Genomic DNA, 16,238 nt, shown 5'->3' on the forward strand with positions numbered 1-16,238 from the left:
GAACATTATTCGTATAATGGAGAGGCGTGAGTAAAAATTGGTATTAAATTTACATATAGAGGTGGAAAGAGAATGAATGCGCGGCTATTGGAACTCATTGATGTGAACACAATAGAAACCATGGCAGAACAATTTTATAAATTAACAAACATTTCACATCAACTTCTTGATCAAAATATGGAATGTGTTTTTTCATTTGGTATGAATCAAGAAGAAAATATACAACTTACAAAAATTGAAATCCCTATCTTTTTACATGAGCAACACCTTGGATCATTTATTGTTTGTGCAATTAAAAATGACATCCGTACTTGTTATAAATACTTCGAAATGCTTTCAAATCTCATTGTAGATGGTGCAATGAGTAAACTTCAAAACCAAACAAAAAATATACATTTACTTTCTCAAAAAGAAGAACAGCTACATACAATCTTACAAAATATGCCCATTTTGGTCGATGCTCTTGATAAAGATGGGAATTTTATATTATGGAATCGTGAATGTGAGCTCGTAACAGGCTATGCTGCAGAAGAAATCGTTGGAAATCCCAAAGCACTTGAACTGCTATATCCTGATGGAAGTTATCGCAGACAACTTCAAAAGAAATTTTCGATTTGCGGAAAAAGTTTTCGAGATTGGGAAATGAATTTAACATGCAAAAATGGAGAAATAAAAACAATAATGTGGTCAAATATTTCGGAACAGTTCCCAGTACCTGGTTATAGTTATTGGGCAGTTGGAGTTGATATTACTCATCGAAAAGGAATTGAAGAACAATTAAAGCAGCAAACCTCTGAGCTAGAGCTTATTTTCAAAGCATTACCTGATTTGTGTTTTTTAACTGAAGCTGATGGAACAATTATAGATTATAAAGCCGGTTCACCAGCTAAGTTTTACGTACCTGCAGAATCTTTTATGGGGAAAAAGTTTTATGAGGTCTTGCCTTCACCCGTATCACAGCAATTTCAAGAAGCAATTCATCAAGTACAACAAAAGGAATCGACAGTTATTGTTGAATATCCGTTAACACTTAAAGGAAGTGTTAGTTTCTTTGAAGCTAGATGTTTACCACTCTTACAAGATAAGATTATGATAATCGTTCGAGATATTACCGAGCGGAAAAAGACTGAGGAGTTATTGAATAAATCAGATACACTTGCAGCAATTGGACAGTTAGCTGCCGGGGTAGCACATGAAGTTAGAAATCCATTAACCGTAATCAAAGGGTTTATTCAATTATTTCAAATTAACCAAGAAGATCAAGATAAATATTTTGGTCTTATGTTATCAGAAATTGAAAGAATTGAATCTATACTTCATGAGTTTTTATCGATCGCAAAGACTGATGTTATTCCAACTGAAAAGAAAAATATTTGTTCGATATTAAGAAATGTTGTTTCGTTAATCAACACAAGGGCGATCATGACAAATATTCAAATTGATCTGCATATAGAATCAAAAGAATTAATGATTGATTGCTGCGAAAATCAATTAAAACAAGTTTTTATTAATATTTTACAAAACTCCATTGAAGCAATGCCAGATGGTGGGACAATCTTTATTTCTGTGAAAAAATCAGAGCGTGAGGAAGTTATTATTAATATGGTAGATGAGGGCATAGGAATTCCTGAAGAAAGAATAAAAAGGCTTGGCGAACCTTTTTATAGTACGAAAGAAAAAGGAACGGGTATTGGGTTAATGCTCAGTTATAAAATCATTGAAAGTCATCAAGGAAGAATTAGTATTATGAGTGAGGTAGGAGTAGGAACATCGGTTACAATTTATTTACCAATGTTTCAAAGTGAGCAAGTTGCTTCTCATGCAGCAACGCCACCTATGACAGGGACTTTACAATAGAGATTAGCGAGGATATTACTTTCATGTCCAATTCCTCCCGTTAACATGTTTTGTTACATCAATTATTCCGTAATTCCGATAAGAATACGATGATTTATTCGGTTATTTCATATGAAAATAAAAATAGTAAGAAAAATGTTGAAATTCATTTGTGTTAATGCAATAATACAAATTACAAACGAATACTTATCCAGAGAGGTGGAGGGAACGGCCCTATGAAATCTCAGCAACCCCTATTTATACAAAATAGGAAGGTGCTAATTCCGAAAAAGGCATATTGTCTTTTGAAAGATAAGAGGATCATATCTCCATACGCCAATGACCTCTTATAGAAGAGGTCATTTTTTATTGGGAAGAAAGGAAGTGAAGACGCATAATTTAATTTTCTTTTACATATAGGACTAATAGAAGCTAACTAGAATGAGAGGGGAATTCATATGAATAAATTATCTACAAAATTAGTCGTAGCAATTGGAATCGGTTCTGCAATATATGGTGTATTAGGTCTATGGGGATTTTCAATTGCCCCAAACACATTTATAAAACCTGCTCTGGCTATATTAACAATTTTTGGTGCGATTTTCGGGCCGTTTGCAGGACTTTTGATTGGCCTTATCGGTCATACAGTGACAGATACTATCGCTGGATGGGGGATATGGTGGGGGTGGGTACTTAGTTCAGGTATTATTGGATTTACGATGGGACTTGTACAAAAACGAGCAAGTTTTAGTGTGAAAAATGGAACATTCCGTAATCGAGATATTTCATATTTTGCTGTAACAGGTTTAATTGGGATTGTCATTGCAATTATATTTGCCGGTGCTTTTGATATTATCATTATGGGGGAGCCTTTAGATAAAATTGTTATTCAAGTACTTGGTGCAACGATTGCAGATGTCCTTGTATTCTTAGTTCTTGGTTTACCAATTACACTTGGATTAGCGAAAGTAAATAAAAAACATACACATTTGAAGATTGAAAAGTAGGGAGATTACAATGAAGCCGATTATTTCCTTTGAACAATTTACATTTCAATATCAACAAGTGACAGAACCTACTTTAAAGGATGTTACATTTCATATTTATCCAGGGGAAAAAGTATTGATTGCCGGTCGAAGCGGATCAGGAAAATCAACATTAGCCCATTGTATAAATGGGCTTATCCCATTTTCATATGAGGGATCAAGTACTGGGGAAATTTCAATATGTGGTAAGGATCCGCGAAAAGGTAGTATTTTTGAGCAAAGTAAGCATGTAGGAACTATTTTACAAGATCAAGATTCTCAGTTTATTGGTTTAACCGTAGGAGAAGATGTTGCTTTTTCATTAGAAAACGATTGTGTAGAGCAGAAGAAAATGAAGGCTGTTGTTATGGACTCTCTACAAAAAGTACAGATGCACACATTTCATTCACGAAGTCCACATGAATTATCCGGAGGTCAAAAACAAACTGTCTCTCTTGCCGGACTGTTAACGACAGATGCTGACATATTATTATTTGATGAGCCATTAGCAAATTTAGATCCCATAAGCAGCTTAAAAACAGTAGAACTTATTCAAAAGGTACATCATCAACTAAATAAAACAATCGTTATTATTGAACATAGAATAGAAGAAATACTAAAATTAGACATCGATAAAATCATATTAATAGAAGAAGGAGAAATAGTAGCAATTGATTCACCAAAAAGAATTTTACAAACAAACATTCTACCCAAAATAGGTTTAAGAGAACCTGTATATATTGAAGCGTTAAAAAATATAAAAATTAATATTTCAGATGAAGAAATATATCCAATTGAAACTTTAAATTATGAAAAATTAAATAAAGCGGTCAAGCAATGGATGTTGAACTCTACTACCTCTAAAAAACAACACCAAAAAGAAACCTTATGTCAAATAGAGAATATTTCATTTTCATACTCTCGCAAAAATTTTGCTTTAAAGAACATAACACTCTCTATACAAAGAGGAGAAATTTTAGCATTATTAGGTCATAATGGTGCAGGTAAATCTACATTTGCACATATATTAACTGGAATGAACAAAGCGAAGGAAGGAAAAATTCTACTTGATAATGAAAATATAACTTCATGGTCTATTCGTAAGCGTGGAGAAGTAATCTCCTATGTCATGCAAAACCCTAATCACATGATAACACAATCTACTGTTTGGGATGAAGTTGCTTTTTCATTAAAATTACAGAAGGCTTCTAGGGCGGAAATAAATAAACGAGTGGAAGATGCATTGCAAATGTGTGGATTATATCCATTTCGAAATTGGCCAATTCAAGCGTTAAGCTACGGACAAAAAAAGAGGCTTACTATTGCATCGGTTTTAACAACGAATCTGAAGCTTGTTATATTAGACGAGCCAACAGCAGGACAAGATTATTTTCATTATAAACAATTTATGTCTTGTATAAGTCTATTAGCCACACAAGGCATATCATTTATCTTTATTACACATGATATGAACCTAGCTTTAGAATATGCAGATCGTGCGGTTGTCCTTCATCAAGGGGAAATACTTGCTGATGATACTGTTTCGATCGTATTAGCAAGCAGCGCAGTATTAAAACAAGCTAATTTACAGGAGAGTTCGCTAACAAGATTAGCAAAATTGAGTGAAATTCCTTTTCCAGAGGTTTTTGTAAAAATGTATATGGAAACAAAAAGGAGGGGGGATTATGAGTAAATCAGACTTATTTTATATAGACAATCATACATATTTTCATCGTATGGACGGCGCGATTAAATTATTGTTATTTATCATTTGGATGACTCTTACATTTATATTTTTTGATTTTCGGATCTTATTCTGTTTGTTTTTCATTGGTTGCTTAGGATTAGTGGTTGCTAAAATTCCTGTAAGAAAAATTGTGATTATTTTTAGTTTCATTTTCACATTTAGCATGCTAAATTCAGTGATGATTTTATTAATTACACCAACCCATGGATCGGAGCTAACTGGTACAAGTACAGAATTCTTACATATTGGATATGCTACTATTACATTCGAAACACTTTTTTATGCTCTTACGCTTTCATTAAAGTATTTTACGTTATTACCATTTACACTTATTTTCATATACACGACACATCCAAGTGAGTTCGCTAGCAGCTTATATAAAATCGGCTTACCGTATAAGATTGCCTATGCGATAAACATTGCGCTTCGTTACATACCGAATATACAAGCGGAATACAAATTGATTAAGCACGCTCAAGAAGCAAGAGGTGTACCATTTGAAAGAGGAGAGGCGAGTTTTTGGGCACGTATTAAAAATCGGATACTCATCTTTTGGCCACTTGTTATTCATTCTTTAGAGCGAATCGATACTGTTTCAAATGCAATGGATTTACGAGGATTCGGAAGAAAAGAGAAGCGAACATGGTATTTTACAACAAAAGCAAAACAAGAGGATTATCTAGGGCTCGTTATCGGCATTATAATTTTAGTACTGGCCATTTACCTAAAGTTCAATATTTTCAAAGGGTTTTGGTATCCATTGTAAGTTTTCTCGATGTTATTGGGATAAAATTTAGGCACTCAGAGGAGTGTCTTTTTAAATTTATCCAAGACATGCTCAAAAATGACATAGAAACATACTGTATAATACGAACCTGTTAATAAACGATCAATTTCATTACCCATTAGTTTTATACTAAAAGGAGGAGAAAATATGAGTTTCGGTGGTTCTTGTGGTTTTGGTGGAGGTTTTGCGTTATTAGTTGTGTTATTTATTTTATTAATTATTGTTGGATGCAGCTGCTGGGGCTGAGGGTATTAAAAAATATCCATTTTTTTAATCATTCGTCACAGAATTATGTAATCAGAAAAACTATTAAAGATACTTTTTTAGTATCAATACGAGATTCAATATAAAAAAAGGAGCTGCTATGCTCCTTTTTTTATATTATAAATACTTGTGGCTAAAAGGTGAGTTTTTATTATTCACGATAGTTATTGGTTTTGATTACCTTGTTTCTTTTGACTGTTAGGCGTAATTTCATCAGAAAACTCTATATTTGCCAAATTTACTTTGGATGGAATAAATGTTTTTGTCGTATTTTGAACACCTTGGAACAAACGTTGAATAGGTTTCATCATATTTAAATTACGTGTTGCTACTACACTAAAAAATGTTCCTAATCCTAGTAAAGAAAACCAAATCCAGCTTCTATTGTTATTCCGTCTATTTCTAAATAATTTAAACATTTGCTGAGTTCTTCTTCCAGAATTGAATAGTGACATCAAGAAGTTAAGAGTATTCATTTTTTACCCCCTGTAAAAATAATTAGAAAAAGAAACACTAAGTTCAACTTCACATGATTTATGTTGCAATATTTCATCGGAATTTATGATGCTAATTTATGCTAATATTTCTTGATTCTTTTTCCTAAAGACCCTAAGTTTACTTGTAAGCTCACTTATTACAAGGACAGATCAATAAGGATTTAAAATTCATTTACATAATGCTTATTTAATCAATGAGATGAAATATATTAAAAATGAGATTAAAAGGAATGATATTCATTTTTCATGTAATTTATGGAACAAAATCTATCGAAATTTATTATAAATAGTTGCCAGAATAGAAAAAAAGAAGTGCCACATAATAACAGAAATGAGTGAAAAGACACATCTTCAAGTGTACTGAAAGAGGTTATGTATAGCATAACATTCAAAATGAAAAATCATCTTTTTTCTATCTAAATAAATGAAAAGATTAAAAAGAAAACTTGAGGAGCGATTAAATTCATTTTTTTCAAAACGAAAATCAGCTTCAACGTTATCAGGAACGTATAGCAGAGTAATATCGACAGCTTATAGTTAACGAATTATAAAGAAATTAATAACAAAAGGAGAATACTCATGTACTAAAATCAATTTTTAGTATGCATCATTTTTTAGAGCTACTTTTTTCTTGAAAAAGAGTTGGGAATGATTTTAGATTGTTGAGGTGGTTACATACATGCCAATGTTGGATGTGGACGGTAGTAGTCTGTATTATATTGTTAAGGGAAAAGGGGTTCCTATTGTTTTTATTCATCCTCCTGTACTTACATGTGTGAATTTTGAATACCAAATAGAGGAAAATTGCCATGTAATGAATTGAAATTCATTGATAACGTAAAACATCAAATTCCTACAAAAGCAGCGAAGTGCTTAAATGAAATGATTCAGCAGTTTGCTTTTATTCATACCGAGATGAGACTTTTTCTTTACCCATAAAAAAGTATATTTATTTCGAAGTTATATACGTTTATTGTGCCAAAAATTCAATGGGAAAGGAGCTATCATGCTCCTTTTTATAATTGATATGTTAAAGAGTAGTAAGCGCTCAAGTTACCCCTACTAAATATTTCGAATTATTTTTGTGTACCGGTGATTGATGCGGATTGAGTCTTTCGAATGTAAAATCTAAAGCGTAAATATGCGAGTAGTGGTACAACTATGTTAGGTAATAAAAAATGGAGTAAAGAAGGAATACCTTCAAGCTGGGTATAGTCAGAACCTTTTACAGGGATGAAAAGCGAATCTCCTAATGGACCTTTTGAAAAAATTGATTTTTTTATCCTTTAATAAAGACGAGAGCAACACCAACTTTATGTTAAGTTAAGTCAATATTAAGGTTTTACATTACCAATGTATCCTTTATATAGTGAAAAATAAAAAGGAACGTGGGGGGCTCCTTTTAAATCAAAATGTTAGTGTTTATTAAGTAATCTCATTATTTTGTGGAAATGTAATCGTTAAAGTGGTTCCTTTATTAACAATACTATTTATATTTAAAGTGCCATTCATCGTTTCAATGATTTTTACTGCGACCATCGTACCTAAACCTGTTCCTTTTGCTTTTGTGCTAAAATACGGTTCACCAAATCGATTTATTTGCTCTTGTGTCATACCAATTCCGCTATCCTTAATAACAATAATAATTTTGTTTTCAAAAACAGATGACTTGACACTTAGTTTCCCACCATTTGGCATCGCTTCAATACTATTCTTTATTAAGTTTAAAAAGCATTGCTGGAAATGTTGTGTATTCCCAGTAATGGAACCTGTTACTAATTTTTCGGAAATATTTATAGAATTCATATTACATAGGGGCATCATCATACTTATTACTCTTTTTAATTCTTGGTCTATTACAATGTTATCAACTTTTTGTGATGCGGGTTTAGCAAATGTTAAGTAATCATCGATGATTACTTGAGCACGGTTTAGCTCTCCAAGAATATGTTCAATATATTGCTCTCGCGACTCTTGTGATAAATCTGGAGTTTTCAGGAGCTGCGTAAATCCTTTTACGACGGTAAGAGGATTTCTAACTTCATGTGAAATACTCGCAGCAAGTTGACTCACAACCTCCATCTTTTCCATTTTTACTAATTTGGATCTCATCATAACGGCATCTCTTAAAACTTCATTCGTATATACAACAAATAGCATGATAACAGGAGGGAGTAGAATAAAATAAGTAATATATGATTTTGTAATTGGAAAATCCGATAAAATCACAACGATAAAAGTTGTTAGTATAGCAAGGAAAAAAGGTAAAACCATTGACATAATAAGTTTTTTTCTTCGGTTTAGTTGCTTAAATTTAGAAGAAGAAAAGGCTGTGAAAACTAGCATTGTAATATAAACAATAACTGTTAAAAAGTTCACACCATAAAAAACAAACCGAATCAATAACATTATGGTTAATAAGGCGATCCCAACGGGCAAACCGCCATAAAGTGTACCTATGAAAAATGGAATCTGTCTCAAATCATGAACACAATTTCCGTCGATATATATAGGGTATTTCATACATAAAATTAACGGTACACTCGTGCATATCACAATAAGGGATTTTTTGTGTTTTTTGAAAAACATTCCGTTATCATATATAAAATAAAAAACAAAGACGCTACTTAAAATGTAAAGTAAATTATTTAATACGTTTTGGTTGATGTATATAAAATTCATCTAACAGGCCTCATTATTGTAGTTTTCAGTACTATAAGTATTATACAGAAAAAATGTAACTTCTTCATGTTTTAATTATTATAATAAAGACCGTTATTACTTTTGGATCATTATTTGTTTCGAGCATATTCCCATGCTAAGTAAAATTCCTCAACTGATGCATAACGTTGACTTCTACTCTTTTCTTTCCGTTTTTTTCGATACCAAAGCAAATATTTCCTGAATCTTGTTGATCGAATACTGCAAATACTTTACCTAGATTTAGAAGCCAATCGAAATCTTGATATTCTTTTAATCTAAAAATCACATCATCTAAATGAATTGTAATCGGAATTTCGTTCATTTTACACCTCTTATTTTATATAATCAGATTAAATATTGATATATTCGAGAGAAATATTGAAAGTCCTGTTTTGGTTAATAAAAAAGATGGCTTATAAAGCTAGATTATGAATATGAAAGGTGAAAGAGATGGATAAAGAAATAATCATTGAACCGTATAATTTAAATTGGCATACGGAATTTGTGAAGGAGAAAGAGAAATTTATCACATTACTAAAAAAGGACATCTTAGCGATTGAACATATCGGAAGTACGTCAGTAGAAGGGTTAGATGCTAAACCTCTCATTGATATGATGATAGGTGTTAAAGATTTAAAATTAGTTGATCATTGGATAGAACCATTGCAAACAATAGAATACGAATATATTTTTCACGAGAATTTTCCACAGAGGCGTTTTTTTAGAAAAGGTCAGTGGAGAGCAGGTACACATCATTTACACGTCTATACATATGGGGGCAAGAGTGGGAAGACAATTTATTATTTCGTGATTTTATAAGAAATCATGAATGGGCACGTGTGGAATACAAGCAATTAAAACAAGAGCTTGCTATGAAGTATCCATTTGATCGAGTGGCGTATACTAATGCAAAAGAACCTTTTATTCAAAGGATAATTGTACTGGCGAAAGAGAATCTATACATATAAAAATTAGAGTGGGAAATTTATTTTTTAGTTCACATACAGTATTTCTCATCTTATTCTAATCTTTCTTTCATTCTTTTTTCTTTTTTAATTGCTACAATCTGGAATGTATCAATATTTTGAAATTGAAAGAGGGATGCAAAATGAAGAAAACGTTCGGGAGTCAAATTTTTCATTTGTTTATAAAGATCGCAGGAGCTTGTGTGATTGCATTTAGTGTTACAATGTTTATCGTAAACTTTATGCTAGGAGATCAAATAGGATTAAAAAGCGTAAATAAAAATCTGGGTTCTCTTGGTGAATATGGTGCGATTGCAGCTGCATCGCTTTGGTTTTTACGTCATATTTGGCTGTTTTTACACAAAAATAAAATACCCGGATTCAAGTATATGAAAGAATTATATATGTTAGCAAAGAAATATCATATGTTTATCGGTTATGCTGTATTAGCTGTTGCAACAACACATGGAGTTTATTTTTTCATAAAGGGAAGTCACCATATGATACAGATTTACAGCGGCATATTTGCTTTTGGTAGCTTGGTATTGCTAGGAGTTGTTGGAATTTTTTTGAATAAGGTTAAAGACAGAAAAAAATCGGTATTATATCGAAGCATACATCAAATGATTGCGATTCTATTTGGATTAGGATTGATCATTCATTTGATAATATAGGAGGAATTAGGGTTGCATCATATATTAATAATTGAAGATGAAGAAAGTTTAGCTGAATTTTTAGAGTTAGAATTAAAATATGAAGGATATGCAGTAGAGGTACAATACGATGGGCGAAAAGGATTGGAAGCAGCCCTAGAGAAGAACTATGATATTATACTTCTTGATTTGATGTTACCAGGACTCAATGGGATTGAAGTATGTCGTAGACTGCGTGCGACGAAGAATACTCCCATCATTATGTTAACAGCGCGTGATAGTATTATGGATCGTGTTACAGGATTAGATAGCGGCGCTGATGATTACTTACCGAAGCCATTTGCAATTGAAGAACTCCTTGCACGAATACGTGTTATATTTAGACGCGAACAAAAAGAAGAAAGTAAGTCAACACTTTTGCTTGCTTTTAAAGATTTACAGTTACATGTAGAATCAAGAACGCTAAGAAAAAATGATGAAATCATTGAATTAACGAACAAAGAATTTGAGTTATTACTCATGTTTATGAAGAATATTAACCGCGTACTTACACGAGATATACTTTTAGAGCAAGTGTGGGGTTACGATGCGATTGTAGAAACAAATATTGTTGATGTATATGTTCGCTATTTACGAAACAAATTACATGGTGTAGATAAGGAGGAGTATATCCAGACTGTTAGAGGGGCTGGGTATGTGATGAGATGATCAAAAATTTTGCACAGCGCATTCGAAATCTCCCGATAAAATGGAAGCTAACTCTTTGGTCAACTACGTTATTATTTATTTTATTTGCTTTATATAATATTTTGCAGTTTATTGTGATTAATCAATGGACAGTAGACTATGAAAAGAAACAAATAAACAGACAAGTGAAAGAAATAGCAGCATATTTTACTGATAAAAAAGAAACACTTTCTAACAAAACAATTGAAAACAGTAAAGACTTTCTTAATAATATGAATGATAAACATCAGATTATTCGAATTTTAGATAAAGATGGACAACCAATTGTCTCGATTTCTCGTGATTTTAATCCGAGGTGGGCTTCTCCTAAATCGGTTACTCAGCCTGAAACTTATATAAAGAGGCATTTAGAAGATAGGATCTTAATTGAACGTATGCCGATTCAAACAGCGTCATTTACGGGAACAATTGAGGTTGGGGAAAATTTAGAAGCGTTCGATCATTTGTTGAAAATCATTTTCGTTGTAATGGTTGCAGCTGGTATCGGTGGACTTATACTTAGTTTTTTAGGTGGAAGGATCATTGCTAAACAACTTTTATTAAGTGTTCAGAATATAACTGATACGATGAATCGAATTAAAACAAACGGGTTAAAAGAAAGAGTTCCTATACGGGAAAATAATGATGAACTTGCAAAGTTAGGCATTCTATTTAATGAATTAATGGATGATGTAGAAAAGTCTTTTTTACAACAAAAACAGTTTGTTGAAGACGCATCACATGAACTTCGAACACCCCTTACAATTATTCAAGGACATTTATCCATGTTAAACCGTTGGGGAAAGGATGATCCTGTTATTCTACAAAAATCACTTCAATCTAGTTTAAAAGAAGTGGATAGATTGAATAAATTAGTCTCAGAATTATTAGAGTTATCCAGGGCAGAATCAGAGCAAGTGCCCTCATTAACAGTCGAGCCTGTACATGTAAATACTGTGTTAAAACAAGTAATTCAAAACTTTGAGGTTCTTCAAACTGAATTTCAATTTGATATACAATTACATGCCGAAGGGGCATACGTGTCTATACCGGCATCTTACTTAGAGCAAATAATTATTATCGTACTAGATAATGCAATTAAATATACCAAAACAAATGATAAGTACATTTGTATTCAAACAAACTTGCAAAGAGATAACATTGCTATACGAATTGTAGATCATGGCGTTGGAATACCCGAATCAGATTTACCATTTGTACTTAATCGTTTTTATAGAGTAGATAAAGCAAGGAGTCGTAAACAAGGCGGAAATGGACTGGGGCTTTCCATCGCAAAACGGCTTGTAGAAAAATATAATGGAAACATCATATTAGAAAGTAAGGAGAGAGAAGGTACATCAGTTACAATTTCGTTTCCTTATGTTTTACATGAAAATGAGAAATAGATGAGAAAAGTTTCAAGGTATTTTCATATTGCTGTTGTATACTGTGTAAACCAATAGAACTTGTACTTTCTTAAAGTACGAACGTAATGAACATAAGGAGAGGGTAGATATGAACTACACAGTATTTCAATGGATTAATAATTTAGCGGGAACCTCAATCATTTCAGATAAGATCATGATTATGATTACGAATAGCGCGCCTTATGTGGCGATTCTTTTCATGCTTATTTTATGGTTTAGTAACGCAAAAACAGAAATGGCAATTCAAAAACAATATACTGTTGTATATACTGTTCTTACAGTTGGAGTTTCATTGCTATTAAATGTTTTCATTCATGCAGTATATTATCATGCACGACCTTTTGTAACTTATCATGTTCATCAATTAGTGCCACATGCAGTAGATTCATCATTTGTAAGTGATCATTCTGTACTTGTATTTTCAATAGCATTTACGATGCTATTGAGAGGGGAAAGATTAAAATATATTGCATTAATTTGGGCCGTACTAGTTGGAGTTTCACGTATTTACGTTGGTGTCCATTATCCAGCAGATATAATTGGTGGAGCATTCCTATCATTTATAACTTGTGGCATAGTAATGCAAAGTACGCGAAAATTAGAACCATTAACACAAATGGTATTTGTAATTTATGCATCCATTGCAAAACGAATTCCATTGTTATCGAAATATAACCATACACATTAATCATACAAGTCACTAGAAAAAGAACCTATTCGTAAATGATGGGTTCTTTTTCATGCATACAAACATTAATTTCACGCACTGTATTTAATTAGAAAACAAAATATCAGGGCTAGTTAGAAGATGTATGGCATGTGTAATTTTTCGTAAAACATTTTTTGAACGAAGTGTACAACGTCCATTGGGTACGAAACAGTCATATGTTCTGTAAAAATTTTATTCCGGAGTAAGAGATTTCCGCGAATATGTTAGTTAATAGAAATTCCTTACTTCAAAACGGGATCATTCAATGATCTGTATACCTCATCCATCCACTCTCTGATCGTTTTGCTTTAAATTTACCGTAAGATAAAAGCTTCATTGCTGAACGAGTAGCCGTGTGAAAAACTAAGATTCGCATCCATTCATCTTCCGTTTCACTAGGATAAGACGCGGACTCATAAGCATAATAAGCAGCCATGATACAAGGACCTACTTGCTCTGGTTCAAATTCATATGCAGTTGCATCATCGATAATTAAATCAATGATACTCTTGTTTCTTTCTTTGACTTCTTTCTGGATTAACTTTTTTACCGCCTCTGGTACTAACTTTAATATTTCATCTTTCATAACAGTCACCTCATTCTTTAGCATGTCCAAATAGCTTGGGGAGATATTGAACGTATTGTACCAAATTGGATGAAATTTGAATCTTAATTACGCAGGTTGAACAAAAGCTTACAGGTAATTACACTAAGACGTTTACTGCGTTCTTTATAGGTAATTTGTTTTTTCTGTTCTTTAGATGTTAAATCCTTTTGCCTACGTTTCATTTGTGTTTCAGTTAATTTATATAGGATAAGTCTTGCGGGAAGTTTTTGATACATTCCAATATAAATCTCAGGAATTTCATATGTTTCACCAGGCTGTAATTGGTCAATATCTTGATGGCGATGGGACGGGACCTCAATTAAAGTTTTTTAAACCTAATTGGACTTACCATTAAGAGAGCAAGGATTAAGGTAATCCATGCATTGCTATATGAAAACAATCCCATACCAGCCAATGGTAATCCAGCAGCTGGAATAGGTAATCCCATAAAATATCCAATGGTTGGTTTAACACTAAATTTAGCTAATCTTAAAGCACCCATCGTTGGGAAAAGGATAAATGCCAAAGAAGTTAAAATAGATGGTGCTGCTATCGAATGAAATAGAAGTGCAGGAGCAACTCCAAAACTAACAATATCAGCTAAGGAATCCAATTCTACGCCAAACTCACTGTTCACTTTTAATTTTCTCGCAATCCTTCCATCAAGAAAATCTAAAACAGCTGAAAGGAAAATAAAAATGGAGGCTACTTCCAAAAAGCCATTCATATTCAAGGTAATTGAAAAAACACCACACAATAAATTTCCAATCGTAAATAAATTGGGTACAGCTTTTACTATCTGATTGAACAATGTTGTCCCCCCTAAGTTGATCAAACTTCCCATTTATGTAGCATTTTCTATATATTCTTCCGTTATTCTTAAAAATATATGACCACTGCAAGCTAAGTAAATTTCGACAAGAAAAAAGCCGATTCCCTTGAAGTGACCCCAAGAAGTTGTCTTAATTCTTTTATAATTATAGTACACTATATACGTTGCTAGTTCTTGCTCAAAATGTTCTATACTCTTGAATTCTTTTCGATATATAAATTTTGACTTCATGATACCAAAGGAATTTTCAATTACTGCGTTATCGTAACAGTTCCCTTTACGGGACATGCTTTGTGTAATGCCACGTTTAGTAAGGGAATGACGGTATTGTTTCATTTGATAGTGCCAATCTTGATCAGGAGGATGCCGAATGCTCAGCTCATTATTTATCCAGATTCAGGGCATGGGTTCCTCTTCCGGTATCCGGAGCTGTTCGTCAAAGACATGTTGCTGTTCCTGCGATAACAATACATCCGACCCGCAAGCTATCTTTACCGTTAAAGAGGTCCTGCTAACATTTTAACGAAAATATACACATACACTCTGCCATTTTTGGGATGAAAAAGTTGATTTTCCTTACGTTAAGGAATCAGTGTCGATACACTAAACTATTGGAGGGTTTAAAATGATAAATAAAGATGTCATTCTCTACACTGGAGAAAATGGAATCGCAAAAATTACAATAAACAGACCGGAAGCACTCAATGCATTAAACCGAGATGTTCTTGAACAACTTTCATCCATCTTAGACAGGATTAAAATTGATTCAAGTGTAAAGGCAGTGATCATTATCGGTTCCGGGGAAAAGGCATTTTCCGCAGGTGCAGACATTAAGTATCTTAATAAAAGTACTCCTCTAGAAGTACGTGATTTAGCTCAGCTAGCTGTTACGGTTACTAATAAAATCGAGTCATTGGGGAAAGTAGTTGTTGCTGCTATCAATGGCTTCGCTCTAGGAGGTGGGCTTGAGTTAGCTGAATCCTGTTCGCTCCGTGTATGTGCAAATCATGCTAGATTAGGACATCCTGAAGTACGTATAGGTGCTGTTGCTGGTTTTGGTGGAACTACGAGACTTCCCAGACTTATAGGTAAGGAACGTGCTGCAGAACTGTTACTCACTGGAAACGCGATAAGCGCAGAAGAAGCTTATAGAATAGGACTGGTTAATAGGATTGTTGAGCCTAAACAGTTACTATCAGAATCAGAAACTCTTATCCTAGAAATTCTGTCTCAGGCTCCAATTGCAGTAAAAATGACCTGGGAGGCAATTCATAGGGGGAGCAATTTAACTTTAGAAGAGTCCGCTCTTCTCGGTGCAGATTATTTTGGTTTGATTGCATCCACAGAGGACTTCAAAGAAGGAACTAAATCATTTTTAGAAAAGACCAAAGCATCATTTAGTGGGAAATAGTTTATCGAATCAATCATTTAATTATTTCTCTTTTGATACTAGTTTAGTT

Annotated in this window: 15 protein-coding genes, 3 pseudogenes and 1 riboswitch; of the genes and pseudogenes, 11 read left to right on the top strand and 7 right to left on the bottom strand. The window is 33.0% G+C overall.

Annotation, left to right across the window (positions count from 1 at the left end; all coding sequences use genetic code 11):
• The first annotated feature begins 72 nt into the window (after positions 1-72).
• The 5 genes from MHH45_RS03380 (at position 73) to MHH45_RS03400 (ending at position 5,641) form a co-directional block, all read left to right on the top strand.
• Complete coding sequence (locus MHH45_RS03380) at positions 73-1,857, top strand: PAS domain-containing sensor histidine kinase (RefSeq protein WP_016131433.1); 1,785 nt, start codon at positions 73-75, stop codon at positions 1,855-1,857.
• A 183-nt stretch (positions 1,858-2,040) separates the two neighbouring features.
• Positions 2,041-2,155, top strand: a riboswitch (SAM riboswitch).
• Between the two features lie 139 nt (positions 2,156-2,294).
• Positions 2,295-2,843, top strand: a complete 549-nt coding sequence (locus MHH45_RS03385; protein WP_016132834.1) for an ECF-type riboflavin transporter substrate-binding protein — start codon at positions 2,295-2,297, stop codon at positions 2,841-2,843.
• 10 nt (positions 2,844-2,853) lie between these two features.
• On the top strand, positions 2,854-4,554 hold the full coding sequence (locus MHH45_RS03390; protein WP_016115014.1) for an ABC transporter ATP-binding protein: 1,701 nt from the start codon (positions 2,854-2,856) through the stop codon (positions 4,552-4,554).
• Complete coding sequence (locus MHH45_RS03395) at positions 4,547-5,374, top strand: energy-coupling factor transporter transmembrane component T family protein (RefSeq protein ID WP_016115013.1); 828 nt, start codon at positions 4,547-4,549, stop codon at positions 5,372-5,374. Before MHH45_RS03390 ends, MHH45_RS03395 begins: the two co-directional genes overlap by 8 nt.
• Positions 5,375-5,542: 168 nt before the next feature.
• Positions 5,543-5,641, top strand: coding sequence for a YjcZ family sporulation protein (locus MHH45_RS03400; protein WP_016115012.1), 99 nt, complete (start codon positions 5,543-5,545; stop codon positions 5,639-5,641).
• A gap of 182 nt (positions 5,642-5,823) precedes the next feature.
• On the opposite strand, the gene MHH45_RS03405 is transcribed toward MHH45_RS03400, so the two are convergent.
• From MHH45_RS03405 to MHH45_RS03415, 3 genes are all read right to left on the bottom strand, one after another.
• On the bottom strand, positions 5,824-6,135 hold the full coding sequence (locus MHH45_RS03405; protein ID WP_016115010.1) for a hypothetical protein: 312 nt from the start codon (positions 6,133-6,135) through the stop codon (positions 5,824-5,826).
• Between the two features lie 1,446 nt (positions 6,136-7,581).
• Entirely contained in the window at positions 7,582-8,838 is a 1,257-nt protein-coding gene (locus MHH45_RS03410; protein ID WP_016115008.1) for a sensor histidine kinase, read from the bottom strand.
• Between the two features lie 136 nt (positions 8,839-8,974).
• Positions 8,975-9,181, bottom strand: a complete 207-nt coding sequence (locus MHH45_RS03415) for a hypothetical protein (protein WP_016132833.1) — start codon at positions 9,179-9,181, stop codon at positions 8,975-8,977.
• 128 nt (positions 9,182-9,309) lie between these two features.
• On the opposite strand from MHH45_RS03415, the pseudogene MHH45_RS03420 reads away from it, so the two are divergent.
• From MHH45_RS03420 to MHH45_RS03440, 5 genes and pseudogenes are all read left to right on the top strand, one after another.
• Positions 9,310-9,827: pseudogene (locus MHH45_RS03420) on the top strand (GrpB family protein).
• Between the two features lie 140 nt (positions 9,828-9,967).
• Positions 9,968-10,498 (top strand): hypothetical protein, encoded by a 531-nt coding sequence (locus MHH45_RS03425; protein WP_016115005.1) that lies wholly within the window; start codon positions 9,968-9,970, stop codon positions 10,496-10,498.
• 12 nt (positions 10,499-10,510) lie between these two features.
• Entirely contained in the window at positions 10,511-11,185 is a 675-nt protein-coding gene (locus MHH45_RS03430) for a response regulator transcription factor (RefSeq protein WP_016115004.1), read from the top strand.
• Positions 11,182-12,609 carry a HAMP domain-containing sensor histidine kinase gene (locus tag MHH45_RS03435; RefSeq protein ID WP_016115003.1) on the top strand — a complete coding sequence of 476 codons (1,428 nt, stop codon included), beginning with the start codon at positions 11,182-11,184 and terminating at the stop codon, positions 12,607-12,609. The genes MHH45_RS03430 and MHH45_RS03435 overlap by 4 nt, the downstream gene beginning before the upstream one ends.
• Positions 12,610-12,718: 109 nt before the next feature.
• Positions 12,719-13,318, top strand: coding sequence for an undecaprenyl-diphosphatase (locus MHH45_RS03440; RefSeq protein ID WP_016115002.1), 600 nt, complete (start codon positions 12,719-12,721; stop codon positions 13,316-13,318).
• 283 nt (positions 13,319-13,601) lie between these two features.
• Here MHH45_RS03440 and MHH45_RS03445 read toward each other — a convergent pair whose 3' ends face one another.
• From MHH45_RS03445 to MHH45_RS03460, 4 genes and pseudogenes are all read right to left on the bottom strand, one after another.
• A complete protein-coding gene (locus tag MHH45_RS03445) occupies positions 13,602-13,925 on the bottom strand; it encodes a hypothetical protein (protein ID WP_016115001.1) in 324 nt (107 codons plus the stop codon).
• Positions 13,926-14,041: 116 nt separating this feature from the next.
• Positions 14,042-14,242, bottom strand: a pseudogene (locus tag MHH45_RS03450) (IS4 family transposase); the annotation flags it as partial.
• A gap of 23 nt (positions 14,243-14,265) precedes the next feature.
• The gene (pssA, locus tag MHH45_RS03455) at positions 14,266-14,757 is read right to left on the bottom strand and encodes a CDP-diacylglycerol--serine O-phosphatidyltransferase (protein WP_016115000.1); all 492 of its coding nucleotides are present in this window, start codon (positions 14,755-14,757) and stop codon (positions 14,266-14,268) included.
• Between the two features lie 150 nt (positions 14,758-14,907).
• Positions 14,908-15,135, bottom strand: a pseudogene (locus MHH45_RS03460) (integrase core domain-containing protein); the annotation flags it as partial.
• A gap of 268 nt (positions 15,136-15,403) precedes the next feature.
• Between MHH45_RS03460 and MHH45_RS03465 the strand changes: the two are divergent.
• Positions 15,404-16,189: an enoyl-CoA hydratase/isomerase family protein gene (locus MHH45_RS03465; RefSeq protein ID WP_016114999.1), complete on the top strand. Its 786-nt coding sequence runs from the start codon at positions 15,404-15,406 to the stop codon at positions 16,187-16,189.
• The last annotated feature ends 49 nt before the right edge of the window (positions 16,190-16,238 follow it).

Source organism: Bacillus sp. FSL K6-0042, from assembly GCF_038006685.1.
GTDB classification, from domain to species: domain Bacteria; phylum Bacillota; class Bacilli; order Bacillales; family Bacillaceae_G; genus Bacillus_A; species Bacillus_A pseudomycoides.